A 26,699-nucleotide genomic window follows, 5' to 3' on the forward strand; every position below is an offset into this window, starting at 1 on the left:
CTTGAAGGGTTCACTCGGCGGTGCGGCGACGGCGAACCATCAGCACAGCTCCGATTGCAAGCACGAGGGTTGCGCCGCCCAGCAGGCCGAGCGTCGATCCCGAACCTGTGACAGCGAGCCACGAGAACTCGGTCGCCAGTACCTTGTCGGTGTCCGTCGAGGTGCAGGAGTCACTGTCCATGGGGCCATCGGTGCACTCGCCCGGAGCCTTGACGGTCGCCGTGTTCACGACCTTGTCGCCGCCCTTCGCCGAGGCAGCGACCTTCACGGTCACCTTCACGGTCTTCGAGGCGCCAGGCTCCAGGGTTCCGATCTGCCAGGTCACCGCAGTGCGGTCGGCCGACAGCGCTCCCCCATCGCTTGCCGAAACGAACTCGACGTTCTTCGGCAGGTTGTCGGTGGCAACGGCGTTCTTGACCGAACTCTTTGTTGAAGAGTTGCCGATCGTCACGTCGTAGGTGAGGGTGTCACCCGCGCGCACCTCGCTGCGGTGGTCGTTCTTCGAGACCCAGAGGCCTGCGGGGGTGCGGTCGATGTCGGTGGACGAGCACTCGTCACCCGGCATTTTCGGGTCATCGGTGCAGGTGCCGTCACTGGTCACGGTTGCCGTATTGACGATCTTCGTGTCGCCCGGCAGGCCCTTGTTGACGACCACGGTCACCACGATCGTGCGCACCTCACCCGGCTTCATATCGCCCAGCGACCACTCGAAACCGCGCGGGTTGTCGAAGGTGACCGTGCCCGGAATTGACGACTTCACGAACGTGACGTTGTCGGGCAGCGCGTCGCGCACCACGACCTTCGGCGCAATGAGCTTGGTGTAGTTCGTCACAACGAGCTTGTAGTTCAGCGTCTCGCCCGGCTTGACGAGCGTGCGCCCGTCGTCTTTCACGATCTTGACGCGGCCGACCTCTGGTGGAACCGGGCCCTTATCAAGCACATACCCGGCGTCGATCGTGCGATTGATAAACGGAGCCTCAACCCCATCACTCGCAACCGAGGGTGTCACGTTTGCCTCACCCTTGCCCAGGTGGATCACCGCGGTGCGACCGGTCTTCGCGTCAGCATCGGAGTCGACCTTCGAGTCACTGCCAGCCAGCGCCTTCGTGCGGGTGTACCCCTTCACGTCACCGAACTCGACGGTGTAGTCACCGGCGGCAAGGTTGTCGAAGTGGTAGTACCCGTTCTTGTCGGTGGTGGTGCGGCTGAGCTCGGTTCCATCGGCTCCATAGAGGATCACCGAGACTCCCGAAATCGGCTTCTCTCCCTTGTCTTGAATGCCGTTGTTGTTGGCATCAATCCAGGTGTAGTCACCGATTGCGAAGGTGTCGGTGTAGGGGGTCGGGATCAGCACGTAGCCGGCGTCGATCGTGCGGTTGATAAACGGAGCCTCAACCCCGTCACTCGCGACCGACGGTGTCACATTGGCTTCGCCTTCACCGAGGTGGATCACGGCCGTGCGGCCGGTCGTCACATCGGCGTCGGAATCGACCGTTGAGTCGTCACCCGCCAGTGCTGTCGTGCGGGTGTACCCGTCGACCGCCCCAAACTCGACCGTGTAGTCGCCGGCTGAGAGGTTGTCGAAGTGGTAGTACCCGTTCTTGTCGGTTGTCGTGCGGCTGACCTCAGTGCCGTCTGATCCGAAGAGGATCACCGTCACGCCCGAGATTGCCTTCTCGCCCGCATCCTGAATGCCGTTGCTGTTCGCGTCGACCCAGGTGTAGTCGCCGATCGCATACGTTGTTTCTGCGACCGCGTACCACGGATCCTCATCGCTCACCTTGGTGCCCGACTTCTCGCCAGTACCTGTAACCGAAGCATTGTCGCCGTGGGTCTTGCCCGACTTCAGCGCAGGTACCGTGCCGGTGCAGTCAAAGCTGTCGCCAACCTTGAACGTGCCCTTCCAGGTGACACCCGTGGCGGGACCGCCAAGCTTCGAGAAGTCACAGCTCAAGCCCGTCATCGCAGGGCCATCGAGTGTTGCATCGCTGACCGTCACATCACGCAGATCCTCAACACCATTATTGGTGATGGTCATCGTGATCGGAGTCGTCTTACCAACCGCAACCGTCTTACCGGGAGCGGTGTCGAAGTCGCCAGCGGGGTACCCGTCGGCCGTCGACCACTTCTCGATGTGGATCGCGGGCTCTGTGGGCTCAGCCATCTGATCCACAACCCACGGCGCCTCAGCCGCGAGCATCGGAGAGCCGTCAGCAGCCTGCACCGAGTCGAGCGCGATGCGGTTCCAGGTCCGTTCTCCGCCGAGGATCGGCGAACCGTCAGCCAGTGTGGTCGGTGTTGCCATCGTCCACTCGGCGTTCACGAACTCGCCGCCCTTGAACACCCGATCACCGAAGTCGAAGCGGATCGAGCGGATCGCCGACCAGTCGGTCACCTCTGCAGCTGTCTGCCACGAGGTGTCTTGAGCTCCACCGCAGTAGAACGGTGCCGAGTGATTGTCGGAGTTGTCCATTTCGGGCCGGCACGGGTCGGTCTTTGTCGAGTAGGTCACCTCGGTCGAGGGATCACTCACCGTGATCGGCCCCGTCATGGTCGGGATCCACTCGTTGCCCAGGCCCGGAGGGTTCTGCGCGTAGCGACCGTTGGTCACACCGTGGTTGTTCGGGTACGGCAGCAGGTCGTAGGCGACCAGGTTCTTGAGATCGCGGTTGCCATAGTTACCCATCTTCACGGAGTACGAGACCGTACCGCCGGGGGTCGAGGTGCCGACCTGATCAGACTGGCCGGGCACCTCGGCAGAGTCGAACCACTTGCCGTTGTCCTTGTCGCCGGTCACGTGCTTTTCGATCCACGTTGCCGCGGTGTCGGCGACGGTGAAAGAACCGCCATTGCGCGCCGCTTTCTCGGTGGTGTCACCGTCACCATCGGTGTCAAAAACGTCCCAGACCCAGCCGTACGGGCCACCGGGGATGCGCACATCTCGGTCAAATGCCTGAACGAGGTTGCCTCGATAGTCTGCCTGGGTGGCGCTACCGGTGTAGGTGCCCGAGGCGGCACCCGGGTTCACAACCGTCTCGTACTGGTACTTGCAGTTCGCACCGTAGAGCGGGATCAAGATTCCCTTTGTTCCGCTGTAGGTCCAACGTACTGTGGTGGCGCGGGGCCCATCCACGAAGGGTGTGCCGTGCTGGCTGTTCCAGCCGTCGAGCACCTCTTCGGTGTACTCACTCGCGGCAGGACAGTAAGCGGGGTTGTTGGCGGCATCCCTGAAGGTTGCGGGCACAAAGGTCAGCTGGTTTGGAATGTCGTCATATACAACCGGCATCCACGGCGTCACCCCGTTGCTGTTGCCAAGTTCCAGGGTCCAGGTCATCGTGCCGCCGGGGCCAACGGGAGTCTGCGGGGTGCTCTTTCCGATTGCGGGATCGGGAGTCGGCACGAGAGACGTTTGAACGCTTGCACACTGAGTCTGTTTGTCGTCGGCGCCAACAGTCTCAATGGTTGCGCAGTTCGTAACCACAGTGTTGTCACCCATGACATCCCAGTCAGCGATCGATCGGATGACCCCTTCAACGTGTCCGTTGACGGGCACATTCTTGAAGAAGAAGTTCACCTGGGTCACTCGCGGAGCACCAGTCGGAACGTCAACACCGGCAAGCCCAAAATCTAAGGGGCCGCTAGAGGTGCCATCGGCATAGAGGAATTCAACAGTGCTGCCCGGGCGCGCGCCATCTTTGTAGTAGCCCCATTCGGCTCTCTGCACCACAACACCCGCGGGAATCGGATCCTTAATATTGATATCCACGGCGACGTTACCGAAGTTGTCGGCCTGAATATCGAAGTGCTGGCTGACGTCTGCGATAAACGAGGTTCCAGTCTTCTGAGCGTTCGTTTTATAGATCGTCGGAATGTCGCGAATGTCGACGGGAGACTGGGCCGTGACGGTCTCGGGTACATTACTCACGTTCTGTGTACCGGTCAGCGAGACGTGGTTAATGATCGTCGTGTCCATCGCGGAATCCGGGAAAGTCACCGCGACGTTGACGTAGTCATCACCCTCGATGTAGCTGGGGTGCCAGGTAACCGTGTGGGTCGCCGCGTCGTACACGCCACCCTTAGTGGACGCAACATACGTTGCCTCTGGGGGAAGCTGATCCACGAGTGTGATGTCGTGGTAACCGATGGCACCGTGCAGAGACGCAGGATCGAGGTCGGTGACACCGTAGTTCACCGTGTACCAGTAGACCTCGTTTGGCTTAGTCTGCGCGGCTCCGCCCTTTTGCACCACAAGCTCGCTCGCCGCTTTCAGGTCGATGGTCGCTTCGCGCGTCACATCGGGTAGGCCCGGCTGCGACACCGTCATAACCGTAGTCTGGTCACCCGGAGCAGTGAAGTAGTTCTTCGTGGGCCACGAAACCGTAAGCTGCGACACAAGCCCCGGCTGCGTTGCCGAGTACACCACGTCGATCGTGCCGTCGTCATTCATTGCGACCGAGGTCACTCCGGGCGGGTACGGCGTATTGACAATACCCTTCGCTCCGGCAGTCACACCGGCCGGCTTGCTGAAGTGCAGCGTCACGTTGGTGCACTGCGCCGGATCCGAGCAGCTCAGCTGCGCCTCGTATACGAGCGTGTCACCCGAGTAGACCGTGGCATTCTTAGGCGCGAGGGCCGTGTTGAGCATGCCCTCGTTGCCCTCAAGAAGTCCACCGCCACCCGGAGCAGCAAAGGCAGCGTGACCCGGCCCGCTCAGGGCCAGCACTGACAGCATGACGGTCAGGAGCAGCGCGAAAACGGACTGAATGGTCAGCTTCTTTCCGCGCTTCAAATTTCGAACGGTGGGGGTGGTATTCACGGTTTCACTTTCCTTGCTCTGCCTCAGGCAGATGAGTGGCTCATAGGGAAGAGAGCGCTATTGATCGTTGATTACGTGATTTTCAAAATTGATGTTTCATCAATTTTTGAGTCGTTGAAGAGAGCGCCGAAGGGCGCTGCTCGAGCCAGAACTACAGGCGCGCGATCTGCGCCTTGGGGAAGCCGTCGGTTTCGTCCGACAACTGGAACTTCCAGTTGTAATCATCGAGGCCAACGAAGGTCGGGTCGGGAATGCAGACGGCGGTCGATCCGCTCACCTCACACCCGGCCGAGGCGTTCAGAATGCTCACGCCGGGCGGAGCAGTCACCGTGACCGAGTAGGCATCGGGCCTGGTCGACTGGTCGAAGCGCACGTTGAGCAGCGCAATGTGATCGCCATTGGCCCAGTCGAGCGAGCGGACTCCGGGCGGCAACTCCACGTCTGCGTCACCACCACCGGAATTACCATCGCCGGAGTTGTTCGTTCCCGAGTCGGTGTTGCTCGAGGGCTTATCACTCTTCGGCTTCGTCGGCGGGGCCTTCGTTTCACCCTGCTTCTTCGGGGAGCTTGTGGATCCCTGATCCTGAACCGTCGACCCACCGGCAGAGTGTGCAGTGCCGGAAGTGCCGGAATCCCGGGCCGCATCCGAGTTAACGGGGGCGTTCAGCAACAACAGCCCAATCGCAATCACCAGCGCACCAGCACCGGCCATAATCGCGATCACACCCTTGCGAGCAAACCAGGCGGTCGTCACGGTGGTGCCGGCCGCCGCACCCGTCGTTGCCGACGCGGGAGCCGCACCCCACACGATTTCGTGCATGAGCGCTCCGCTTGCGGCAACAACCACGAGGGTGTTCACCGGCAACGAGATCGAGCGCATCCGCTTAGCCGTGGCCGTGCAGTGCGCGCACTCCTCGAGGTGGCGGGCAACTCGCTTGGCCCGTTTGCTCGGCACCACGTTGAGCACCGACTGGGCAAGATACATCTGCGGCAGGCTGGCACACGCGCTCTCACCGGCCGTCACCTCCACGAGGTAGTTGAGGCGCAGCGCCTCTCGCGCTCGAAACGCAGCGGTGGCAACCGCTTGCGGAGAGATCTCGAGCGCCTCGCCGATATCGGCCATCTTCTCGCCATCGACCTCGGCGAGCCACAGCACCTGCTGCGCACGCTGCGGCAGGGCGGCGTATGCCCGAGAGATAGCACCCTCGTCCCAGGTTTCGTTGCCGACAAGATCGGGATCCACGTTCGCTTCTGCGTCGAGCAGGTCTGCAAGCTCGTCGGTCGCAACCTCGCGGTTTACCCGCTTGCCGTAGTTGATCGACTCGTTTCGAATGCACACGCGCATGTAGCTGAGGAAGGTCTCGGGAGTTGGCCCTGCGCCCTTGCGAATCATCGCGAGCACAGAAAGAAACGCCTCAGAGACAACGTCTTCGCTCGCGGCCGAGTCCCTTACGTAGCCGTGGGCGTAGCCGACCAGCTTCGGGCGAAGCTGGTCGAAGAGCTCGCCGAACGCCTCGTCTGACATCGCTGCTGACGTGGATGACTGCATGTGATTTCCTGGCCTGATCGAGCCGTAGGGACCGACTACAACGTCTGACTTTCAATGAGAGGCGCTCAGTTTCCCCTTGTGACCGAGCGCGGGTGCCTTGCAAATATATCTGCAAGGCCGCGAAGTTTCAGAACCGTCGCGAGGATTTCATAGTAGGCAGACGCAACCGCCGGGTAAGTATTCCTGAGAACAGAGGACGTAGTGTGCAGTTTCCCGCAACGGTCAGCAAACCTGCCAAGACCTGCGTCATCACGCCCCTAGGGGGCCCTTCGAGCGGGGTGGTCTGAAGCTGTGGAGTGCCTGAGATACGTATGTTTACACCCGTTACTACGTAGTTTTTGCTACCTCGCAGATCGCACGTTTACGGCGGTCTTTTTGGCCGAGGTGTCGTCGGAGAGCGTGACGCTGTAGGTGCCGGGGCGCACCACCTCGAGCGCCCGAGCGCGGGGTGACCGAGTCGTGTCGAGCACCGTTGTGCGTACTGGGTCCTGGTTATTGGCCCCGGATTCGGCGGCCTTGACGACTTCAATCTTTACGTTGCAGCTTGCCGAGTCTTCGGAGAGGCTCCACACCTCGGTGCGCACGTCGACGGCCTGGCGCTGCAACTCGCAGCTGCCCACCCGCAGCAGGGTACTCACGGCTCCAATGCTTTCCCCGAGCTGAACCTGCATGCCGTCGGACAGCGGTGGCGACCACATCACACCACCCAACACCACGGCAGCAACAAGCGGCACTACAACCATGGCGGCTTTGAGCGGCGCACCGACCGAGGCGAACAGGGAAGCCGCCGTCGCCGAGGCTGGAGTGCTGCGCAGAGATTCGGCCGCCAGCGTGCCGAGCCCAGCCAGAAACACGATCGACAGCAACACCCGGTCTGATCCTCGCAGACGAGACTCGACGAGCACACACCGGTTGCACGTCTCAAGATGCTCGCGCAGCCCAGGGCTCAGGGCGACCCCGCGCGAGCGTCCCTTGCGCCTCGCAACCTCCTGCAGCATCGGCGCGTACTCGCGGCAGGCGCGGTTCGGTGACGCAGCAACCGATCTCACCACAAACTGCTCACGAAGCTCTGCGGCGGCACTCTGATAGGCCCGGGTGGCGGTAGCGGAGCTCACGCCAAGAAGCTCCGCTATCTCGCGAGACGGAATGTTCTCCACGGCCCGGTACCAGAGCACCTGCTGCGACCTGGCGCTCAACGAGTTGAAGGCCTCACTGAGCCATTCGGCCGAGTATCCCGAAATGGCGAAGTGCTCACCCTCGTACAGCCGGGCCAGGTCTTCCGGATCAAGGGCAACCTCGGCCTTCTCCTCCCGCTCTTCATCCCTAGCAATGCTGCGAATCGTCGAGATGAGGTAGTGACTCATCGAGATCGTCGGGCCCTTGCCCCGCCTGATAGTTTCGAGAATCTGGGTGAACGCTTCAACCACCAGATCGTCAGCCTGGTCGCTCGTCGCAACATACTTCCAGGCGCGCGAGTAGGCGAACCGGCGATGCTTTGCGAAGAGCTCGCCAAAGGCGGCTGGGTCGCCTGCTCGATGGCGCTGCAGAAGATCTTGGTCGTCCAAGAACTCCTGCGTGTAGTGCTTTTTTGCGATCCCCATCTTCATTCCATAACTGCCGAAACCGTGCAGCCGATTCCCACTGGGTTTTCGGCTGCACGGCTCCGCTGCATTGCGTAACTTGGTATGACTTAATTTGTTACTTCTTGGTCACTCTCGCGCTTCTTCCTGCGGAGCCACAGGACCACAAACAACCCGGCAGCCGCAAGCAGCAACGGCAATCCGATCGCGAGCGCAAGACCCGGACCGTTTCCACCCGTGAGTGACAACCACGCAGCGGTCGCGACAGTGGGTTTTGTCGGCGGCACGATGACCGGCGGCTGGTCCTTTGTGAGCACTTCAAACTTCACGGCGCCCCTTGTCTGGGCCGCGTCGTTGAGCAGCACGATCTCGTGATTACCCGCCTTGGCTTCGCTCGGGATCAGGGCCGTCAACTGCCCTGAACCGTTTACGTCCGCGGTGATCTTGCCGAGCAGGATCGGGCTCGAGTGCAACTCAACCGAGTACTGCCTGCCAGGTACGAGCCCGTTCGCGGTCACCGTGACCTCGGTGCTTGCCGCGTAGCCGTTAGCCTTGTCGCTCGTGAGGGTCGGCATGAGCACGTGCAGTGTGACCGGCACCTCGACCGACTGGGCGAGCTCGTCCTTCACGGTCACGGTGAAGGATTCGTCGCCGTGCCAGTCCGTGCCGTCCGTTGCGAACGCGAGTGTGTCACCGTCGAGTTTCACCTTGCCGTGGAACCCGGCCGGGGTTGCGACCTTGTCGATCGTGAGGCCGTCGACGTCAACTGCTCCCAGCACGTCGGCCGTTGGGATCGTTGCCGTTCCATCCACGGGCACGAAGTACTCGGGCAGCTTCGGCAGGACCTTGCCCTTTTTCACGACAGTGAAGGTGTAGGTGATCTCTGCCGTCTGGCTCAGGTCGTCCGTCACCGTGATGACCACGGTTTCCTGGCCGAAGAAGTCCTTCGCCGGGGTGTACGTCACACCACCCTTACCGTCGAGCGCAACCTTGCCACCCGCAGAGGGTGTGCCGAGTGCCGAAGCGGTGAGATCTTTAAGGGATCCGGTCGTTTCGGTGCGAGCGTTCGGATCGAGCACGATGGTTTGATTCTGGGCCACCTTCATTGCCACGGAGTCCGCGGTTGGTGGTGCCTGGATGGTGAGTGTCGCGGTCTGCTTCGCAGATGCATTGCCCGCCTTGTCGTGGGCCACGAACTCGATCGTGTAGTCGCCCGCGGCGTTGTAGTTCACGCCCTCGGTGACCGTCCACGCGTCGGCGTCGATTCCGCTGCCACCGGTCGTGTCTTGTGCGGTCACGTCGAACAGGCTGAGCCAGTCTTGCGTGGTCATCGGGGTAAGGGGCTCGCGTTGCGTGTGCTTCGCGGTGTCCTTTCCGATCGTGACCGACGGCTTCTTCGTATCCTGCACCACGTACTTACCCGTGTAAGTGAACGTGTTGTCGTACGAGTCCGTCGCGGTGAACGTGACGTTGTAACCCGTCATGGAGAGGGTGTTGAAATCGACCGCGGTCGAATCGACCGTGAGCGACTTGAGCGTCGTACCGGCAGCCGTTGTCGCCTTCGCATCGAACAGTGCGATCCAATCAGCCTTACTTGCCGGCTTCGTGTCGCCCATCTCGTAGACGACAGGGTCGTTGCCGAGCGTGATGGCCGGTGCGCCCGCAAACGCGACCGTGTAGGTCACGGACTTCGTCTGCGTGTTGCCCGCGTTATCGGTTGCAGTGAAGACCACAAGGTAGGTGCCAGCGGTGGCGTAGTTGACGGCGCTCGCGTCAGCGGTGAGGCTCGCGAGCCCTGATCCCGAATCAGCTGCCGTCGCCCCAAAGGCTGCGATCCAGCCAGCCTCGTCCGAGACCTGCGCGTCACCCTCATGGAACGTGAGCGCAGTACTCGTCGATGCGATCGTTGGCTTGATCGTGTCACGCACCGTCAGCGTGCCTGTCACGGATGCGGTGTAGCCGAGCGAATCGGTCACCGTGAAGACCACCGCGTATGGACCTGCCACGGCATAGTTCACGGCCGAGGCGTCAACGGCCACGCTCGCAACGGTCGCGCCACCGCTCGTACCGGTCGTCACGCCGCCAAACAGCGCCTTGACTGCGGCATCGTTCGCGGGCTGCGTGGTCCCCATCTCGAAGAACGCTGCGTTCGAACCGAGCGAGATCGTCGGATCACCGACATACGCGACCACATACGACACGTTATAGGACGCGGTCGCGTTGCCCGCAGCATCGGTCGCCGTGAACTTCAGGGTGTAAGTACCAGCGGTACCGGTCTTCACCGCCGACGAGTCAACCGTGATCCCACCACCGGCGGGCATGCCCGAACCGGCATCAGAGGCAGTCACACCATACAGCGCGATCCAACCAGCCGCGGTCGTCGGAGCAGCCGGGCTCCCCTTCGCATACGTCACCGACGTAGCGGTGCTCGCAACAGCGGGCGCTGTCTTATCAACCGAGAACGCGGTGTACTTCACCGCCGACACGTTGCCAACGAGATCAGTTGCGGCAACCGCCAGCGTGTACGCACCATCCGCGAGCGAACCCGGGATCGTGACGGCCGGGGTGTCGGCAGCACCAGTCGCGGCAGCATTACCCGAGGCCACCACAGTCGAGGAGGCATCAAGCACCTGCCAGGCGTAGCTCTTGATGAAGGTACCCACGTCGGTGCCACTGAGTGTGGCGCTCGCGGGGTTGTACCGTGCCGATCCAACCGTCACACCACCGGTAAACGCTGCCACGCTCGCAACAGGAGCGTCAGTGTCGGTGTAGTACACGCTCACACCAGTCGCGCCGGTCCCCGGCTGCATGTTCGTGAGCTTGTACACACCATCCACCGCGGGAGTTGTCGCGCCGCTGAACACCGAGGTGTTGTTGAGCGGCGAGGCAACCAGCTTGCGGCCACTCGGCGAGGTGAACACCACAGAATAGTCACCGGGGGTCAGCCCGGCGATGCCCGTGAACGTGTACGCACCCGACTCGTTGGTCGTCGTCGTGGCGACCTGGGTCGCGCCCTTCATGAGCTTGACCGTGTAGTCCTTCACGTACGGTGCTGCTGCTGAACCGGTACCCGCGGTGAGAGGCGTATTCACGGTATCGGTCAGCTGCAAGCTGCCCGACACGGTCGTCTTCGCGACCAGCGGCAGACGCAGATCCTTGATCCACTTCTTCGCACCCACCTGATCACCGATCAAGTACGACGAGGATCCGACGTACTGCGTCGTGTTCTCCGAACCGTTCACTGCGGCATCTGTGATCTGCACGTACTTCAAGAACCCATCAGCATCCAGCGCCGACGACGTGAACGTGACGTTGCTGTTCGACGAGACCGGCTTCACCCGGTAGCTCAGGTTCGGGTCAAGGCCGATGAACGAGAACACCCCATCCGTACCGGCATCAAGGTTCGGAGTCACGGGTGATCCAACAGCGACCGGCGATCCCGACACCATCTTGTACAACTGCAAAGCAACACCAGACCCGTTGAGACCGGGCTCACCCGCATTCTGGATCCCGTCACCGTTCAGATCAAGGAACGCCAGACCCGACAACTGCGTATCACCAGCGGGAGCCGACGACTTCACCGGCACCGACGGCGTCTCAGCAGCAGCCCACACACCCGCACCAACCTGGAACCTGTACGCGATCGTGTTCTTCGCCGTCGACCCATCACGCGGCGCCGAAGCAGGCACGGTCGCATCAAACGAGAGTGTGATCTTGTCGCCGGGGTTGAAGTTCACGCCACTGGCGAGCGTCACGCGCAGCGCTTTCGCACCGGTCGCGGTGCCCGTGTAAGGGGTCCACGCGTCACCGGCGATGTCGGCACCGGCGGCGTCGAAACGCGCCGGGGTCGTTGAGGTGGTGTACTCGACCGTCGCGCCACTCGAGGGAGCTCCGTTGACGAGCACCTGCACGTTGCCGGAGAGGTTCACGTCGAATGCCGACCCACGAGACACCGCCGAGTTCAGTGTGTACTTGTCGCCATTCGCGGGCAGCACGTCAATGAACTGGAAGTCCTTGTACGTCTGCGACCCCGTGTTCGAAACGTCCACTTTGTAGCTCACCGATCCGCCCGGGCGAGCGGTCGCGGTTCCTGCGCCCTGCACAATCGCGGCTGCGTCTTCGGACCCCTTAATCGAGGTCACCGAGCCAACCGAAGTCGATGGGGAAACCGTAAACGTCTTTTCGCCCATCATCGCGTTATCGGTTGTAATGCCGAGGCCCTGCAGGGCGGTGTGAATCTCGGACGAAAGCCCGGAGTATGCGCCGTACGATGCCGCAGCAGACAGGGACTTCTTTGAGTAGTCGGCCTTCGTGCGGGCGGCATTTACGGTGAAGGCGTCCTGCGAAAGTGATCCCATGCCAACGAGCACCTTCTGCGTGCCCGCGAGCATCGTGTTGAGCTTGAGGTTCGGGCTCGTGAGGAGCTGCTGGAATCCAACTGCGCCGTAGCCGAGTTGACCGCTGGTGATCCGAACATAGTTCAGCGTGGATCCGTCGGAGAGCGGAATGCTGCCGGTGTTGGCGGCCACCGTTGGGTACGTCTCGACAAAACCTCGACTGCAACCGTCAGACTGATTTGCCCAGGCCATCGGCCCACAGATTGATGGGTTCAGGTTCGACGCCGCCATTCCCTTTGGCGTCACAAAAAAGATGTAGGGCTGTTTGAACGCCTTCACTCCGTCGGAACCGAGAAACAGGCGGGCACTGAGTGTTTTGCCGTTGGCGTAAGTCCGGTCAAAGCTCACCGCACCGTTGCCAACCGGGGTGTCTGTGGACTCAATCTGCGACGGCGTCGCCGATTCTGCCACGATCGTGACGGTCTTGCCGAACCCTGTGTTTGGAGTCATTGTGATGTCGCCGACAACAGCGTCACGATATGTCACCGACGGGGTGTCGAAGCGAAGAGTTGCGCCTTCAGCAAGGCCCGGGTCAGCCTGGAAGGAAATTGACGCGCCGCCTGCATCCCGGTTAATCGCGATTCCAAAATCATTGAGCACGTAGCGGAAACCGGTAATAACCGACGGGTCGGCAAGGGTGATCTGCCCGCTCAGGCCGCCCGAAAGCGGCAGGGTCTGCCAAGAGCTCGACTCAGTCACTGAAGCATCGGTTGTGTACTCCACGCTCTTGAGCGTGGCCACTCCGCCCGTTCCGTCTATGTAGTTGGAAGTAAATCCACGCGGAATTGCGCCTGCTGGAGTCTTCGAGATAACCGTGAAGTTTTTGACAGGAGGCGTGATTGCCGAGATGCCGATCCGCTGCACCCAATCAAAGGGCTCGCCCGCAACCGCCTGAGTTGCACCCTGCGTCGCAACGTACGCCACGTTGGTCGCAGCGGGCTCAGGAACGACAACTTTCAGCGCTGAGCTAGAAACGATCGTTTTGGTCGCACCGCTTGCATCGGCGTCGTCAAGCACCTGAAATGGCACAGAGTACGTTCCGGGGGCGGCGCCCACCGGCACGGTCACCGTGAACTGCATGAGCGCCGACGTGCTCGGCCAGCCAAACGCACCGTAAGCAAACGTGCGTGCCGATGCATCGTCTTGCAGTACCGTGCGGTTTACAAATACACCCTCGTTCACCATCTGCGGACCGGTATTGACCCAGCTTCGTGGCAGCAGGTTATCGGTGCCACTCTGCACGCCCCACTGTGTTGAAACCTGCAGGTTGCGGAATGCGGTTTTTGCACCGGCAGCCTGCAGCATTTGGGGCCAGCCAGTGCTGGAAACGCCAGGGTTCAGCGTGAAAGTCGGAGCTGGTGCAGTCCACTGGCCGGGAAGTGGCTGCGTGAGGGTCGCGGGAATGGTGGTACCCGTTGCCGTGATGGGGGCGCTCGAAACCGTCTGGGTAATCGGCGCATTGTCAGTGGTCACGCCGGTTGTTGTGGCGGTCGCCTGGAACGTTTCCGCCAGGGTTGCGGTTGCCGAGGGAATCGCGTTCACAGTTGCCGAGTAGACGGATCCCGAGACGAGTGCTCCCCAGGTCACCGTGTAGGTGTTCGATTGTTCATCCCAGGAGTGCGCCGTCGCACCCACTGGCAACGGACCGTTGTTTGTGCGCTTCAGAGATCTGTCGAGCACCAGCTTCGTAACCGCCCCCGGCTTCAGCGCCGTGCCGGATGGAAGCGAGATCTGCACCTCAAACGGTACGGTGTCGGTGAACGCAGAAACCGTCGTCACCCCACCGTTCTTTACGGAAAGGCCAAGGTCACCGGGATCAGCAAGCGCCGGGCTCGCCGTCAGGCCACTGAATGCGAGCAATCCCACTAGCACCGCGGCGAGCGCCGCCCAAGGTTTTTGTGTGATCCCGAACCTGCCAGCTGTACCAGCATCGCGTCTGCGAGCCGTCACCAGCTTTTGTTTTACCGTGTTGCTCATATTTCCTCTGTCAGTCGTTTCCCACTGGCCCGCACCAAACGCGCCCCTATTTGCATGAGGAGATCTCAAAGAACCAGACCCAACCGCTGAAACTCAGGAGAACGGTTGAAGACCTCCATACACCCCACTAGGAGTCAAACCGCGCAATAAATTGCATGCGGAAGGAGATTTTTTCCGAGAGTTCCCTGAACGTTTCAAACAAGTGCCACGACAACACAATGCCCCCAACATCAAATTGAAGCACTACGTACCCCTCGCATGACGCCAAAAGGGGCAAGTACGTAATTTCTGCGGTGAAACTACGTAATTGAATGCGTTTCGGAAGTGAACATTCGGCCAGGTTAGTGACGAGAGGCAAGGATAACTACGTGTAGGTTTCCTTGCCTCTCGTCACTAACCTGGCCACTCGTCGCACAAACCCTTGCGCCAGGCATACTTGAACCATGGGTGCTCAGCCGGAGACAGCAGTGGAGATGCCGCCGCGCGGTGTGCTTGGCCTGCGTCCGCCACCGCCCGTGGTGATCGACATCTTTCTCGCCTTCCTGATTATCGCGATGACCTACGCCCCGGTTCCCGGGGATCACTACGTGCGCCCGACCACACTCACTCTCGTGTTTGCCGGCGTCACCATCGTGCTGCTGCCGCTGCGACGCCACTTTCCCCGCACAGCACTGGCGCTCGCGGTCGCCTGCTTCACCATCGTCGCCCTGACCGGAGTCATGTCTTCCGGGCTCATCATGGCGGTTGCCATCATGGTCTTTGGGTACGTCAACCATTCGACTAGGCGACGCGGCATCTTGGTTGCGGTCGGCATTGTCGTGTTTGTGATCGTGCTGAGCATTCCCCTGGCAATCATCGACGGTTTCAGTCCGCGAGTGGTGCAGTTTGCGCTCACCATCGCCGTCGCTGTCGCCGCGGGTGATGCCACCCGCTCACGCAGGCAGTTCATCGAGGCGATCACCGAGCGGGCAAGGCGCGCCGAAGAAACCCGCGAGGCCGAGGCGCGGCGGCGGGTGAGCGAGGAGCGGCTGCGCATCGCTCGGGATCTGCACGACGTTGTCGCGCACCAGATCGCCGTCATCAGTCTCAACGCCGGGGTTGCCACCTCTTCGGTTGATGCGGCTCCGGAGCTCGCCAAGACCTCACTCGCCACGATCCGCGAGGCCTCCCGCTCAGTGCTCAGCGAGATCGGCGACCTCATGGCGATGCTGCGCAGCGACGATGACGGATCGGCCACCGCCTCGACAGCCCCACAGCACGACCTCGGCCAACTCGACCAGCTCATCACCCAGTTCACCGGATCCGGCCTCGACATCACACTCCGTTGCGAAGGAGACCTCACTCGCGTCGGCAGCGCCGCAAGCACCGTGGCCTACCGCGTGATTCAGGAGGCGCTCACCAACGCCCATAAACACGGAGCCGATCATCGCGCGCACCTGCTGGTCGTTGTCGAAGAGAGCGAACTCAGGATCATCGTGACGAACCCGTTCGACGCGGCCGATCCCGATCCTGCGCTGCCCACTCTCCCCACACCAAACGGTGCCGGGCTCGGCCTCATCGGCGTGCGCGAGCGCGTTGCCTCCGTGCGTGGGCAGGTCGAAGCTGGCCCGGCTCCGGGTGGTTGGCGAGTCGCCGCGCGCATTCCTCTTTCAAAGGAGCCCCTCACGTGACCACCGTCCTGGTTGTTGACGATCAGCCACTCATCCGTCAGGCGGTCAGCGCCATTTTGTCGGCGGAGAACGACATCAGTGTTGTCGGCCAGGCGAGCAACGGTGCCGAGGCAGTGCAGCTCACCGCGGCCCTGCGCCCCGACGTGGTGCTCATGGATATTCGAATGCCCGAGATGGACGGGATCACCGCCACCTCGCTGATCTGTGCCGCATTGCCGACTCCAGCTGATGCGCCTCCCGAATCAACGCGGGTGCTGATCCTGACCACCTTTGAAGAGGACGAGTACGTGGTGTCGGCACTGCGGGCGGGCGCGAGCGGGTTTATCGGTAAGGGATCGGAGCCGGAAGACATCTGCCGCGCCGTGCGCGCCATTGCCGCCGGTGACGCGCTGCTCTCGCCGACCGCGACCCGTGCGCTGATCAGTCGTCACCTCACGGCCGCACCCGCCACGCAGCCCGAACCAACCGTCGACCTGGAACACCTCACCGAGCGCGAACGCGAGGTGCTGCTGCTCGTTGCGCGTGGGCAATCGAATCAGGAGATCGCCGATGCACTGTTCATCTCACCCCACACCGCAAAGACACACGTCAATCGGGTGATGTCGAAGCTCAACGCCCACGACCGCGCGCAGCTGGTGATCGCGGGCTACGAGAGCGGGTTGATCGCGCCAGGGGGTTAGACCCAGCCGCAACATACCGCGGATGCTGTACACGGAAATGACCCCGCTGGGCGACGCGCAATCGAGCGCAACGCGCGATTCTGGGAGCATGAACAAAACTGATCCCCACGCGAAGCCGATTCTCGCGGTTTCGCACGTGAACAAAACCTATGGCCAGGGCGCAAACCGCTTCGAGGCCTTGAAAGACATCAGCTTCACGATTCGCGAGGGTGAGAGCGTCGCGATCGTGGGCAAGAGTGGCTCGGGCAAATCGACACTCATGCACGTGCTGGCGCTGCTCGATGCGCCCGACAGCGGCACGATTGAGCTGGAGGGCGTCGATACCCAGTCGCTCAAGGGAGCCAAGCTGAACCGCACGCGCAATAAGACGTTCGGTTTTGTGTTTCAGCAGTTCTTCTTGACGGGCAACGAGAGTGTGCTTGACAACGTGATCCTGCCCCTGAAAATTGCGGGGGTGGGCCGATCCTCTCGTCGCGAGCGCGGCATGGCCGCTCTCGAGCAGCTTGAGCTCGATTCGAAGGCGAAGAACAAGGCGTCTGCGCTCTCGGGCGGCCAGAAACAGCGGGCCGTGATCGCCCGCGCGCTAGTGAATAACCCGCGCATCATCTTCGCCGATGAGCCAACCGGCAACCTCGACTCGGCAACGGGTGCGGTGGTCGAAGATATTCTGTTTACGCTCAATCGAGAGAACGGGATCACGCTCATCGTGGTGACCCACGACGAGGAGTTGGCGGCGCGCTGCGACCGCCGGATTCTGATTCGTGACGGCGAGATCGTCGAAGACAGCGCCGTTGCCGCGCAGGGGGTTGCAGCATGAAAACTCTCGACCTTATCGGCACAGCCGTAGGCAATACTTTCCGCTCGAAAACCCGCACGCTCCTCACGATCCTCGCGATCTTTGTTGGTGCGTTCACGCTCACACTGACCAGCGGCCTTGGCACCGGCATCAACCAGTACATCGACGACACCGTGAGTGGAGTCGGATCCTCAAACGCAATGACCGTGACCGGCACCCCCGAGAACTCGAACCCGATGGCGTCTGGCGATTCGGGGCCGGTCGAGTACAACCCCGATGCGGTCGCAACGGGCAGGCCAGGATCCACCGTGATCGCTCTGACCCCTGCAAACATCGACACGATCAAGGGCACCAAGGGCGTCGAAAAGGTGCATGCAACCCGCAGCATCTCACCCGACTACGTGCAGGTTGATGGCAGCAAGAAGTACGTGGCGAGCGTCGGTAGCCTCGTGCCGGGGCAGACCACTTTGCTGGCGGCCGGTGCCGAGCCCGCGAGCGATTCGACGTCGTTCGAGGTCGCGATCCCCGACAGCTACGTGAAGTCGCTTGGCTTCTCGAGTGCAAAAGACGCGCTCGGTGGCACACTCACAATCGGGATCACCGACGCGATGCGCGCGCCGCACACAGTCGACGCGAAGATCGTGGGGGTTACCGAGCAGGCGCTCGTGTCGCCACTCGGGGCGAGTATTCTGCCCAATGACACACTCACCAACAAGCTCTTCGAGCTGCAGAACACCGGCATTCCCACGGAACAGGCTGACCGCTACTCAAGCGCGACCGTGTGGTTTGCCTCTGACGCAAGCGATGCCCAGGTGTCGGCGCTGAAGGATCGGCTCGCCGACGAGGGCTTCACCGGCACCACCGTTGCCGATCAGCTCGGCATGATCAAGACCGTGATCGACGGCATCGTGCTCGTGCTGAACGCGTTTGCGATCATCGCGCTGCTCGCGGCAAGCTTCGGCATCGTGAACACCCTGTTCATGTCGGTGCAGGAGCGCACCCGCGAGATCGGCCTGATGAAGGCGATGGGCATGGGCAGCGGTCGCGTGTTCTCGCTGTTCAGCCTTGAGGCTGCGTTCCTGGGCTTCCTCGGCAGCGCGGTGGGTGTGATCATCGCGATGATCGCCGGCACGGCCTTGAGCTCGGCGCTGTCGACGTCACTGCTGGCAGACCTCAACGGGCTCACGCTGATCGCGTTCGACCCGGCATCGATCGCGACCATCATTCTCGTGGTGATGGGGATCGCGTTCCTCGCTGGAACGCTCCCAGCAGCACGCGCCGCGAAGGCCGACCCGGTAACCTCACTGCGATACGAGTAGGGGGCAGACTCCCGTTCGTGAGTGGCGGCGGCAACCAAGCAAAACCGTAAAGTTTGAACCCTCGGTTTTGCGGTTGCCGCCGCTGCTCACACCATGATGGGCACCCCCGGAGCCAACTATCGCGAGCACCGCTAGAAGTACCATCACATACATAAGACGCATTACCCGGCGAATTATTACGGATTTACAGTGATCACAACTCTTCCGAGAGCTGCGACCTCGAGAGTTTCACTCCCTGATTGCATCAGCAGGACCTTGTTACTCGAAATTTATATTGATATCATTTTCTCAAAGCTTGATATCAACGTTGGAGGTGACCGTCATGGCTCAGTTGCTTATTCGTCAACTACCCGACGAAGTAAAGGAAGGTCTGCGTGAACGTGCTCGCGCGAGTGGCCGTTCCATGGAAGCCGAGGCTCGCGCTATCCTCACCGACTTCATATTTCCAACGAACGAGGTAAGTCTCGAATACGACGGCCCTCAAGATGCCACCACACTTTTCGAACGTTACGGGGTAAAAATACTACCCAGTCGGCCAGAGGGTGGAGTCGTGAGCTTCGAAGAAACCCAGGCACTCATTGATGAGTTTGCATGAGTCGCTATCTACTCGACACCAACGTGCTGATCGCGCTACTTGATCCTGCCCAACAATTTCATGCGGCCGCAAACCGCTGGTTCTATGGTGGCGCGATGCGTGACTGGCTCAGCTGCCCCATTACCGAGAACGGAACTGTTCGCATCATCAGTCTGCCAAAGTACCCAGGCGCACGAACCCCCGGCATGGTGCTTGAGAGCCTCGGCACCCTCCTCACAGTCGGTAATCACGAGCACATTGCCGACGATGTCTCGCTGCTCAGCCCCGACATCGACCCTTCTCGCCTCGAAACTTCAGCGCAGGTCACCGACACCTACCTCGCTCTACTCGCCCACAAACATGGCGCCCAACTCGCCACCTTCGACCGCCGCATCTCAACGGCTGCGCTGCGGGTGCCCGGTGAGGTTTTTCAGGTTCCGGTGTAGTCCGCTCAGTTTGGTGAAATCAGCGCCCGCCGCATCACCTCAGCGAGATGCAGCCCCTCGGCGTCGGTTCCCTGCGAGATCTGCACGCGACACGAGAAGCCGTCAGCGATCACGAGATCTTCTGAGCCCGCCGCACGGATCTTCGGGAACAGCTCGCGCTCACCGAGCGTCTGCGACATCTCGAAGTGCCCCGGTTCGAACCCCCAGTTGCCCGCGAGCCCGCAGCATCCACCGCCGACCACGTCGGTCGCGACGCCAAGCTTCTCAAGGATCGCCAACTCGTCACCGTACCCGGCGTTTGATTTCTGGTGGCAGTGCACCTGGCAGACGGCGCGCTGCGGTTTGGGATCGGCGGGCGATCCTGCACCCGCGCCGCTGTCCGCCCGAGAACCGCCGAGCCGAGCAAACGGCCACTCGCCGCCCGCGGCAAGGTGATCGGCCACAAATGACCCGAACGACACCGTCTGCCTTGAAAGCCGCGCCGCCCGCGGATCATCGGGCAACAGCTCAGTGCTCTCCTTCTGCAGCATCACGGTGCACGAGGGCTCAAGTCCCAGCACCGGGTACCCTGCGTCGAGCAGCGGACCCATCGTGTCGAGTGTCTGCTGCAGCATCCGCTTGGTCATGTCGAGCTGTCCAGTCGAGTGCCAGGTGAGCCCGCAGCACACGTCTCCCATCGGGATCAGCACCCGGTAGCCCATAGCCTCGAGCACCTCGATGGCCGCTTGCCCGGGTCCTGTCGCCGTGAAGTTCGTGAAGGTGTCGGGCCAGATGACGACGGTTGGCTTGGCATCGCCGGTAGTGGGCCCGGAGAGCCCGGTGGCCGCCGCCGAGCCGCGCGAGCGCTTACGATGCCACTTGGCGAGCGACTGCTCCGAGAAGGTGATCATGCTGCGCTGTGGCTCAAGCCCGCCCAGCTTTTTCGTCAGCTCTTCAATCGGCCTAAACGACTCAAGCCAGTTCAGCACCCGCAAGGATCCCGGCACCTTCGAGGCCGTCCGCATCAGCAGCGGCATCCACCCCATAGTGAAGTGCGCGCGCGGGCGACGACGCCTACCGAAGAACGAGCGCAGTCCAGAGCCGTGGTGGTGATGCAGAAACTCGGATTTGTAGGTCGCCATGTCGACGTTCACGGGGCACTCGGCTTCGCAGGCCTTGCAAGACAGGCAGAGGTCGAGCACCTCGCGCACCTCTGCGGAGTGCCAGCCGTCGGTCAGTGTTTCACCACGCAGCATCTCGGCGAGGCTGCGCGAGCGCCCGCGCGTGGAGTTGTTCTCGTCGTGGCTCGCCTGGAACGAGGGGCACATCGCGCCAATGTCGGAGCGGCAGGATCCAACCCCCACGCAGCGGTTGACCGCGGCGGCGAACGAACCGCCATCGTGACTGAACGCGTGCACGGGGGTGATGTCGAACGTGCGGGCGCCCATGCCCGGTCGAATGCCCTGAGTGGCGGGCTCGGGATCAACCAGCACCCCGGGGTTGAACAGGTTTTTGGGGTCGAAGATGCGCTTGAACTGGCCAAACGCCGTGAGGGCCTCGGGTGAATAGATCACCTCGAGCAGCTCAGAGCGCGCGCGTCCGTCGCCGTGCTCGCCCGACACGGATCCGCCGTAACTGCGCACGAGCTCCGAGGCCCGCGCCAAAAATCCGCGGTAGACCTGCATGCCCTGTTCGGTCGCGAAGTCGAACGAGATTCGGATGTGTACACACCCCTCGCCGAAGTGGCCGAAGGGGATGCCTCGTAGGTCGAGTTCGTCGAGCAGCGCGTAGAGGTCGCGCAGGTAGTCGGCGAGTTTTTCGGGAGGCACCGCCGAGTCTTCCCAGCCGGGCCAGGCCTCACCACCGTCGGGCAGGCGGGTCACGATGCCAGCGCCAGCCTCGCGAATCTCCCAGAGCGCCCGCGCCCGCAGCGGGTCGCTCACGACAACGGAATCAACAGCGAGGTCACTCACAACACCGGGCAGATCCGCGGCGATCCCCTCGGCTTCCTCCGCCGATGCTCCCCCGACCTCGCAGTAGAGCCAGCCGCCACCGGCGGGCAGCTCGGCACCAGCACCCTCGCGACCGGGCCGGCTGCGCAGTGCCTCGAGCAGATCCGCGCCCATGCCCTCGATCGTGGTGACCCCGGGCACACGCAGCCGGGGCGCCGCCGCGGCCGCATCGATCGCATCAGCAAACGAGAGCACCGCGAGTGCGGTCGCTGCCGGCTTGCGAACGAGCTTCACTTTGAGCTGGGTGATGATCCCGAGTGTGCCCTCGGAACCCGCAAACGCCTTGGCCGTATCGAAGCCGTTTTCACTCAGCAGGTAGTGCAGGCCGTAACCCGAAACCTGACGCGGAAACTGCCCGAGTTCCGTGCGCAGCATCGCGAGGTTGGCGTCGCGCAGTCCGCGCAGTGCATCGCTGAGATCAGGATCAGACGTGCCGCCCTTATAGAGTTCGACCTCGGTGCCGTCCGCGCGCATCATGACCAGCGACACGAGGTTGTCGGCGCTTGTGCCCCAGGCCACCGAGTGCGAGCCGCAGGCGTTGTTGCCGACCATGCCGCCGATCGTGCAGCGGGAATGCGTCGAGGGATCGGGCCCGTAGGTGAGCCCGTGCACAGCGGCGGCGTCTCGCAGCTGGTCGCAGATGACCCCCGGCTCGATCGTCGCGGTCATCCTGTCGGGGTCGATATCGAGAATCCGATTGAAGTGACGGGAGGTGTCGATGATGAGCCCCTCCCCGATCGCGTTGCCCGCGACCGAGGTGCCACCACCGCGCATCGTCACCGACCAGCCGCGCTCCTGTGCCAGCGCGAGCGCCTCGCGAATCTCGTCGACGGAGCTCGGCTCGACGATTGCCTCGGGAAACCGCCGGTAGATGGAGGCGTCCGAGACGTAGACCGAGCGTGTGGCCAGGTCATCGCGCAGTGTCAGCATGGGCATCTTTCGTGAGTAGGGGACCCCTTCACCTCCACCTCCACCTCCCCCTTCGCCTCCACCCTCCCCCTCCCCTGCGGTGAACGCAAGTCAACATTTAGTCCTCTCATAATGTTGATTTGCGTTCACCGCAGGGGGTTGGCCTCGGGAGGAGGCGGGGGTGGCAGGGTGCGGGGCAGAGTGGAGGCGGGGCGGCAGGGCAGGAGGCGGGCAGGGGCAGGCAGGGGTGGCGGGGCTGGGGTGGCGAAGAAGCCCCTACGCGACGATGAGGGCCTTTTCGTGGGCGCTCTCCTCGAAGGCGGGAGTCAAGAACGCCTCGACCTGGTCGCACATCGCCACAAAGACGGGGTGATCGACGAACATGAAGTCATTGTGGCGACCGTCGACGCGGTAGAACACCTTGGGTGACGCTGCGGCCGCGAAGAGCCCCTCGGCCTCGGCGATCGGGTGCAGGGTGTTATCGACGCCGTGCGCAATGAACAGCGGGATCGTGTCGAGCCGAGCCGCAGCCTGCTCGACGTTGGTGCTGATGATCGACTCCGTGAACTGCAGCCGGGTCGGGTGGCCGAAGCCGTAGACCTGCTCAAGCTCGTTCGCCACGTAGTCCTTGGTGGCGGGATCGAGCGGGTAGTGCTCAAACGTGTCGGCGAGCTTCGACTCGCCCTCGAGCACGCGGCGCACGCGATCCTGCTCGACCTCCTCGAGAATTTTGGTCCACTCGTCGTAGGTGTGCACCGACTTGAGCCAGCGCTCCCCGTCGTAGAAGCCGTTCATCGCGACGACCGCCGCGACGTTGCGGCCGTGCTCGGCGGCCATCACCACGTTGGCGGCGCCCATGCCCCAGCCGAGCAGCGCGATGCGCTTCGGGTCAACGTTCGGCTGGTTCTGCACGAACGTGACGGCGTTGCGCACGTCTTCGACCTGCTGCTCAAGCAGCACGGTGCCCTTGGGACCCTCGCTGTCGGCCATACCGCGGTAGTCGAAGCCGAAGCAGACGTAGCCGCGCGCTGTGAACAGCTCGGCAAACATCTTGGGGTAGAACTCGTTGAAGCCCTGGTAGCCCGAGTTGACGATGAGCACGGGGTGGTTTCCGTCGGCAACGTAGTCGTCGGGGTAGTAGAAGCTCGCCTGCAGCACGGCGCCTTCGCTGTAGAAGGTCGTCTTCTTCTCGATCATGGTGTTGTTCCTCTTTGTGTTCGGTGTTGTGTTTGGTTGTGGGTCTTTGGTTCAGGATCAGGGCGCAAACAGCGCGAGAGGCACGTCGCTCGCGGCGGCCTGCAGGCGACCGCGGTCCACACCCTGCGCGGCGAGTGTGTCGATCAGCAGTTGCAGGGCCTCGGGAGGCGTGGGCGACGTCGGTTGCCCGGCATCCGAGGAGAGGATCAGCCGATCCCCCGCGGCGCGCGCGACCTCCGCCAGCAGCTCGGGCGTGCATCCCGGCTGGTGCAGCAGTTGGTAGCAGGTGATCTCGACGTACCCGCCCAGGGCGGCAAGCTCGGCGATCTCCGCGGCGTCAAGCCCGGGCACGGTATACGAGGGGTGCGTCAGGAGCACTCGCCCAACGCCGAAGCGTTTGCTGTGCTCCAGCAACCAGCGCACCTCGGCACCGCTGACGTGGCCCGTGGCCAGCACGGCGTCGTGATCCGCGATCAGTGCGAGCACAGCCTCGGTGTCGGCGAGGGTCGAGGTGTCGACTGGCGGCAGCGCGTAAAACTGATCACCGATGCGGGGCTCGTCGTGGCAGAGCCTGGGCAATCCCGCGGTCTGCTGCGTGTGCGAGTCGGCGGTGGGCATCCAGACCACACGGCCCCCCGCGCTGAGGGTCGCCGCGACCGCGCTCGGGTTGACCCCGCCGCAGTGCTGGTTGAGGGCGATGCCACCAAACACCTGCAACCCGCTCGACTTGGCCGCGGCGTGGGCTCGGCCAACGGTCGACTCGTAGTGGGCTTTGAGCACAAAACCGGTGTATCCGGCTGCGGCATATGCCTGGGCGATGTCCGTGTCGTCGCCGATGCGGTCAAGCACATCTGGGCCCGCGTGCACGTGTGCGTCAAACATCTTCGGCCTCCCGGTCGAGCAGGCGCTGCGTTTCACGTAAAACAACGTCGGCGCGCGACTCCCGCAAGAAGGGCCAGCGGCGGCGCAGTTCGCGCAGGTGAGCGAGGTCGAGATCGACGTCGAGCACTCCCTCGGAGTCGTCGGCGCGAGCGAGCACCTCACCCGAGGGTCCGTAGGCGGCAGAGCCGCCCCAGAAGCGACCGCACGGTTCTTCGCCCACGCGGTTCGAGAACACGATGTAGCACTGTAGCGATACGGCCAGGCCACGCAGCTGCGTGTCCCACGCCTCGCTGGTCGGCATGCCGACCTCGCTGATCACGCTGTTGCTCGGGGCGAGCAGCACCTCGGCGCCCTGCTGCGCGGCGATCCACGCGAGCTGGGGCTGCCAGGCGTCGTTGCAGATGAGGGTCGCGACTCGTACGCTGCCACCACCACCACCACCGAGGGAAACGTCGGTGACCCGCACCCGACCGCCGGGAACAAAGTGCTTGCGCTCTTCCCAGCGGCCGTAGGTGGGCAGGGTGATCTTGTGCTGGGACACGGGATCGGCGGGCGCCCCCGAAGCAGCGCCGCGCGATCCGGTGCCCTGCGAGCCAGCAGCAGCGCCGCGCGATCCGGCGCCCCCGCCCACAAGCACCGCCGCGTTGTACTGACCGTGCAGTGCACGCACTGCGGTGCCGACGACGACCGCGGGACCGTGCTGGCCAAGTCGGACAAGCCGCGGGTCGCTAAGCGACAGCGGCAACACCTCGGGTACTCGCCCGAGATCGTAGCCGTGCGTCGCGAGCTCGGGGGTGAGCACGAGGTCGCGATCCGCGGCGGCCGCCACCGCGGCATCGAGCCGCGCGAGGTTGCCGTCGACGTCGCCGAGCATCGGAGCGGTTTGCAGCACACGCACGCGCAGCCGCTGCCCGGCGACGTCGGCAACAGGGAGCGTGTTAGGCACCGATGAATCCTTCGTCTTGCAGCCACTTCTTCGCTACGTCGGCGGGCGTCGAGCCGTCAACGTCAACCTGGGCATTGAGCTTCTGCAGCGCCTCGTCGGTCAGGGCCTCCGAGATCGGAGCCATGATGTCGGCGAGCTGAGGATTCTTCTTCAAGACATCCGAACGCACCGCAACCGCGGGGTTGTAAGGCGTGAAGAACTTCTTGTCGTCCTTGAGCACGGTCAGGCCGAGGGCTTGCACACGACCGTCAGTCGCGAAGATCTCGCCGAAGTTGCAGGGGTTCTGCTTGGCGATCCCGTTGTAGACGGCGCCCGCCGCGAGCTCCGAGGTATTGTCGCGAGGCAGGTCAAAACCATAGGCCTTCTCAAGCCCCGGCCAGCCGTCGTTGCGGCCGAAGAACTCGGCCGCGCCGCAGAACGAGGCTGCCGCCGCGTCTTTGTTGGCCAGCGCCGCGTACTCCGAGAGGGTCGAGACGCCGAGTTCTTTGCCCTTCTTCGCCTCAACCGCAACAGCATAGGTGTTGTTCGCCGGAGCGGGCTTCAGCCAGGTGATGCCGTTCTTCGCCTGGTCCGTCTTGTCGAGCGTCTCCCACAGCTCGACCGGATCCACAATGGGATCGGTTTTGCCGAGGTGCGTGATCCAGCCGGTGCCGGTGTACTCCCAGTACATGTCGATGCTGCCGGATTCGAGCGCCGAGCGCACGGTGGCCGAGCCACTCATGCCGCACTCACGCTTCACCTTCGCGCCGGTTGACTCGAGGGCCTGCGCGGTGATCTCGCAGAGGATCTGCTGCTCGGTGAACTCCTTGCTGCCAACCGCGATGGTTGCACCGCTGAGGTCGCCGATCTTTGCGAGCGAGCCCGCGGCAACGGTGCCGCCGGTATCGCCGCTTGCGCTCAGCGAGCAGCCGGTCAGCAACAGTGCTGCGGCGCCGAGAAGAGCGAGGGGGGTGAGTTTCTTCATGGGGTT

15 protein-coding genes are annotated in these 26,699 nt (G+C 62.8%); 6 read left to right on the plus strand and 9 right to left on the minus strand.

The genetic code is table 11. The annotated features are described in order from the left end of the window. Positions 1–10 precede the first annotated feature (10 nt). From G7068_RS08815 to G7068_RS08830, 4 genes are all read right to left on the minus strand, one after another. Complete coding sequence (locus G7068_RS08815; protein WP_166291226.1) at positions 11–4,816, minus strand: SdrD B-like domain-containing protein; 4,806 nt, start codon at positions 4,814–4,816, stop codon at positions 11–13. A gap of 151 nt (positions 4,817–4,967) precedes the next feature. Then, the gene (locus G7068_RS08820; protein ID WP_166291228.1) at positions 4,968–6,365 is read right to left on the minus strand and encodes an RNA polymerase sigma factor; all 1,398 of its coding nucleotides are present in this window, start codon (positions 6,363–6,365) and stop codon (positions 4,968–4,970) included. A 341-nt stretch (positions 6,366–6,706) separates the two neighbouring features. Next, positions 6,707–7,966 (minus strand): RNA polymerase sigma factor, encoded by a 1,260-nt coding sequence (locus G7068_RS08825; RefSeq protein ID WP_166291230.1) that lies wholly within the window; start codon positions 7,964–7,966, stop codon positions 6,707–6,709. An 89-nt stretch (positions 7,967–8,055) separates the two neighbouring features. Beyond that, positions 8,056–14,319, minus strand: coding sequence for an SdrD B-like domain-containing protein (locus tag G7068_RS08830; RefSeq protein ID WP_166291232.1), 6,264 nt, complete (start codon positions 14,317–14,319; stop codon positions 8,056–8,058). Positions 14,320–14,762: 443 nt separating this feature from the next. Here G7068_RS08830 and G7068_RS08835 point away from each other — a divergent pair, with 443 nt between their 5' ends. The 6 genes from G7068_RS08835 (at position 14,763) to G7068_RS08860 (ending at position 19,804) form a co-directional block, all read left to right on the plus strand. Beyond that, a complete protein-coding gene (locus G7068_RS08835) occupies positions 14,763–15,989 on the plus strand; it encodes a sensor histidine kinase (RefSeq protein ID WP_166291235.1) in 1,227 nt (408 codons plus the stop codon). Further along, positions 15,986–16,669: a response regulator gene (locus G7068_RS08840; RefSeq protein WP_166291237.1), complete on the plus strand. Its 684-nt coding sequence runs from the start codon at positions 15,986–15,988 to the stop codon at positions 16,667–16,669. The genes G7068_RS08835 and G7068_RS08840 overlap by 4 nt, the downstream gene beginning before the upstream one ends. 88 nt (positions 16,670–16,757) lie before the next feature. Then, positions 16,758–17,486, plus strand: a complete 729-nt coding sequence (locus tag G7068_RS08845; protein ID WP_205881262.1) for an ABC transporter ATP-binding protein — start codon at positions 16,758–16,760, stop codon at positions 17,484–17,486. Continuing rightward, the gene (locus G7068_RS08850) at positions 17,483–18,784 is read left to right on the plus strand and encodes an ABC transporter permease (RefSeq protein WP_166291240.1); all 1,302 of its coding nucleotides are present in this window, start codon (positions 17,483–17,485) and stop codon (positions 18,782–18,784) included. The genes G7068_RS08845 and G7068_RS08850 overlap by 4 nt, the downstream gene beginning before the upstream one ends. Positions 18,785–19,106: 322 nt before the next feature. Then, complete coding sequence (locus G7068_RS08855) at positions 19,107–19,379, plus strand: FitA-like ribbon-helix-helix domain-containing protein (RefSeq protein WP_166291242.1); 273 nt, start codon at positions 19,107–19,109, stop codon at positions 19,377–19,379. Next, positions 19,376–19,804 (plus strand): PIN domain-containing protein, encoded by a 429-nt coding sequence (locus tag G7068_RS08860; protein WP_166291244.1) that lies wholly within the window; start codon positions 19,376–19,378, stop codon positions 19,802–19,804. Before G7068_RS08855 ends, G7068_RS08860 begins: the two co-directional genes overlap by 4 nt. 5 nt (positions 19,805–19,809) lie before the next feature. Here G7068_RS08860 and G7068_RS08865 read toward each other — a convergent pair whose 3' ends face one another. The 5 genes from G7068_RS08865 to G7068_RS08885 form a co-directional block, all read right to left on the minus strand. Further along, a complete protein-coding gene (locus G7068_RS08865; RefSeq protein ID WP_166293086.1) occupies positions 19,810–22,725 on the minus strand; it encodes an FAD-binding and (Fe-S)-binding domain-containing protein in 2,916 nt (971 codons plus the stop codon). Positions 22,726–22,980: 255 nt separating this feature from the next. Further along, the gene (locus tag G7068_RS08870; RefSeq protein ID WP_166291246.1) at positions 22,981–23,901 is read right to left on the minus strand and encodes an alpha/beta hydrolase; all 921 of its coding nucleotides are present in this window, start codon (positions 23,899–23,901) and stop codon (positions 22,981–22,983) included. A 57-nt stretch (positions 23,902–23,958) separates the two neighbouring features. After that, positions 23,959–24,783 carry a DUF6282 family protein gene (locus G7068_RS08875; RefSeq protein WP_166291248.1) on the minus strand — a complete coding sequence of 275 codons (825 nt, stop codon included), beginning with the start codon at positions 24,781–24,783 and terminating at the stop codon, positions 23,959–23,961. Continuing rightward, positions 24,776–25,729 carry a nitrilase-related carbon-nitrogen hydrolase gene (locus G7068_RS08880; RefSeq protein WP_166291250.1) on the minus strand — a complete coding sequence of 318 codons (954 nt, stop codon included), beginning with the start codon at positions 25,727–25,729 and terminating at the stop codon, positions 24,776–24,778. The genes G7068_RS08875 and G7068_RS08880 overlap by 8 nt, the downstream gene beginning before the upstream one ends. Next, complete coding sequence (locus tag G7068_RS08885; protein WP_166291252.1) at positions 25,722–26,693, minus strand: glycine betaine ABC transporter substrate-binding protein; 972 nt, start codon at positions 26,691–26,693, stop codon at positions 25,722–25,724. Before G7068_RS08885 ends, G7068_RS08880 begins: the two co-directional genes overlap by 8 nt. Positions 26,694–26,699: the final 6 nt, after the last annotated feature.

The organism is Leucobacter viscericola, from assembly GCF_011299575.1.
Lineage (GTDB): Bacteria > Actinomycetota > Actinomycetes > Actinomycetales > Microbacteriaceae > Leucobacter > Leucobacter viscericola.

Bases quoted from the DNA above. Each gene is read 5' to 3' on its own strand.
- G7068_RS08830 (WP_166291232.1), bottom strand. From the start codon at position 14,319: ATGAGCAACACGGTAAAACAAAAGCTGGTGACGGCTCGCAGACGCGAT.
- G7068_RS08835 (WP_166291235.1), top strand. From the start codon at position 14,763: ATGGGTGCTCAGCCGGAGACAGCAGTGGAGATGCCGCCGCGCGGTGTG.
- G7068_RS08845 (WP_205881262.1), top strand. From the start codon at position 16,758: ATGAACAAAACTGATCCCCACGCGAAGCCGATTCTCGCGGTTTCGCAC.
- G7068_RS08850 (WP_166291240.1), top strand. From the start codon at position 17,483: ATGAAAACTCTCGACCTTATCGGCACAGCCGTAGGCAATACTTTCCGC.
- G7068_RS08875 (WP_166291248.1), bottom strand. From the start codon at position 24,783: ATGTTTGACGCACACGTGCACGCGGGCCCAGATGTGCTTGACCGCATC.
- G7068_RS08860 (WP_166291244.1), top strand. From the start codon at position 19,376: ATGAGTCGCTATCTACTCGACACCAACGTGCTGATCGCGCTACTTGAT.
- G7068_RS08865 (WP_166293086.1), bottom strand. From the start codon at position 22,725: ATGCTGACACTGCGCGATGACCTGGCCACACGCTCGGTCTACGTCTCG.
- G7068_RS08820 (WP_166291228.1), bottom strand. From the start codon at position 6,365: ATGCAGTCATCCACGTCAGCAGCGATGTCAGACGAGGCGTTCGGCGAG.
- G7068_RS08870 (WP_166291246.1), bottom strand. From the start codon at position 23,901: ATGATCGAGAAGAAGACGACCTTCTACAGCGAAGGCGCCGTGCTGCAG.
- G7068_RS08855 (WP_166291242.1), top strand. From the start codon at position 19,107: ATGGCTCAGTTGCTTATTCGTCAACTACCCGACGAAGTAAAGGAAGGT.
- G7068_RS08825 (WP_166291230.1), bottom strand. From the start codon at position 7,966: ATGGGGATCGCAAAAAAGCACTACACGCAGGAGTTCTTGGACGACCAA.
- G7068_RS08885 (WP_166291252.1), bottom strand. From the start codon at position 26,693: ATGAAGAAACTCACCCCCCTCGCTCTTCTCGGCGCCGCAGCACTGTTG.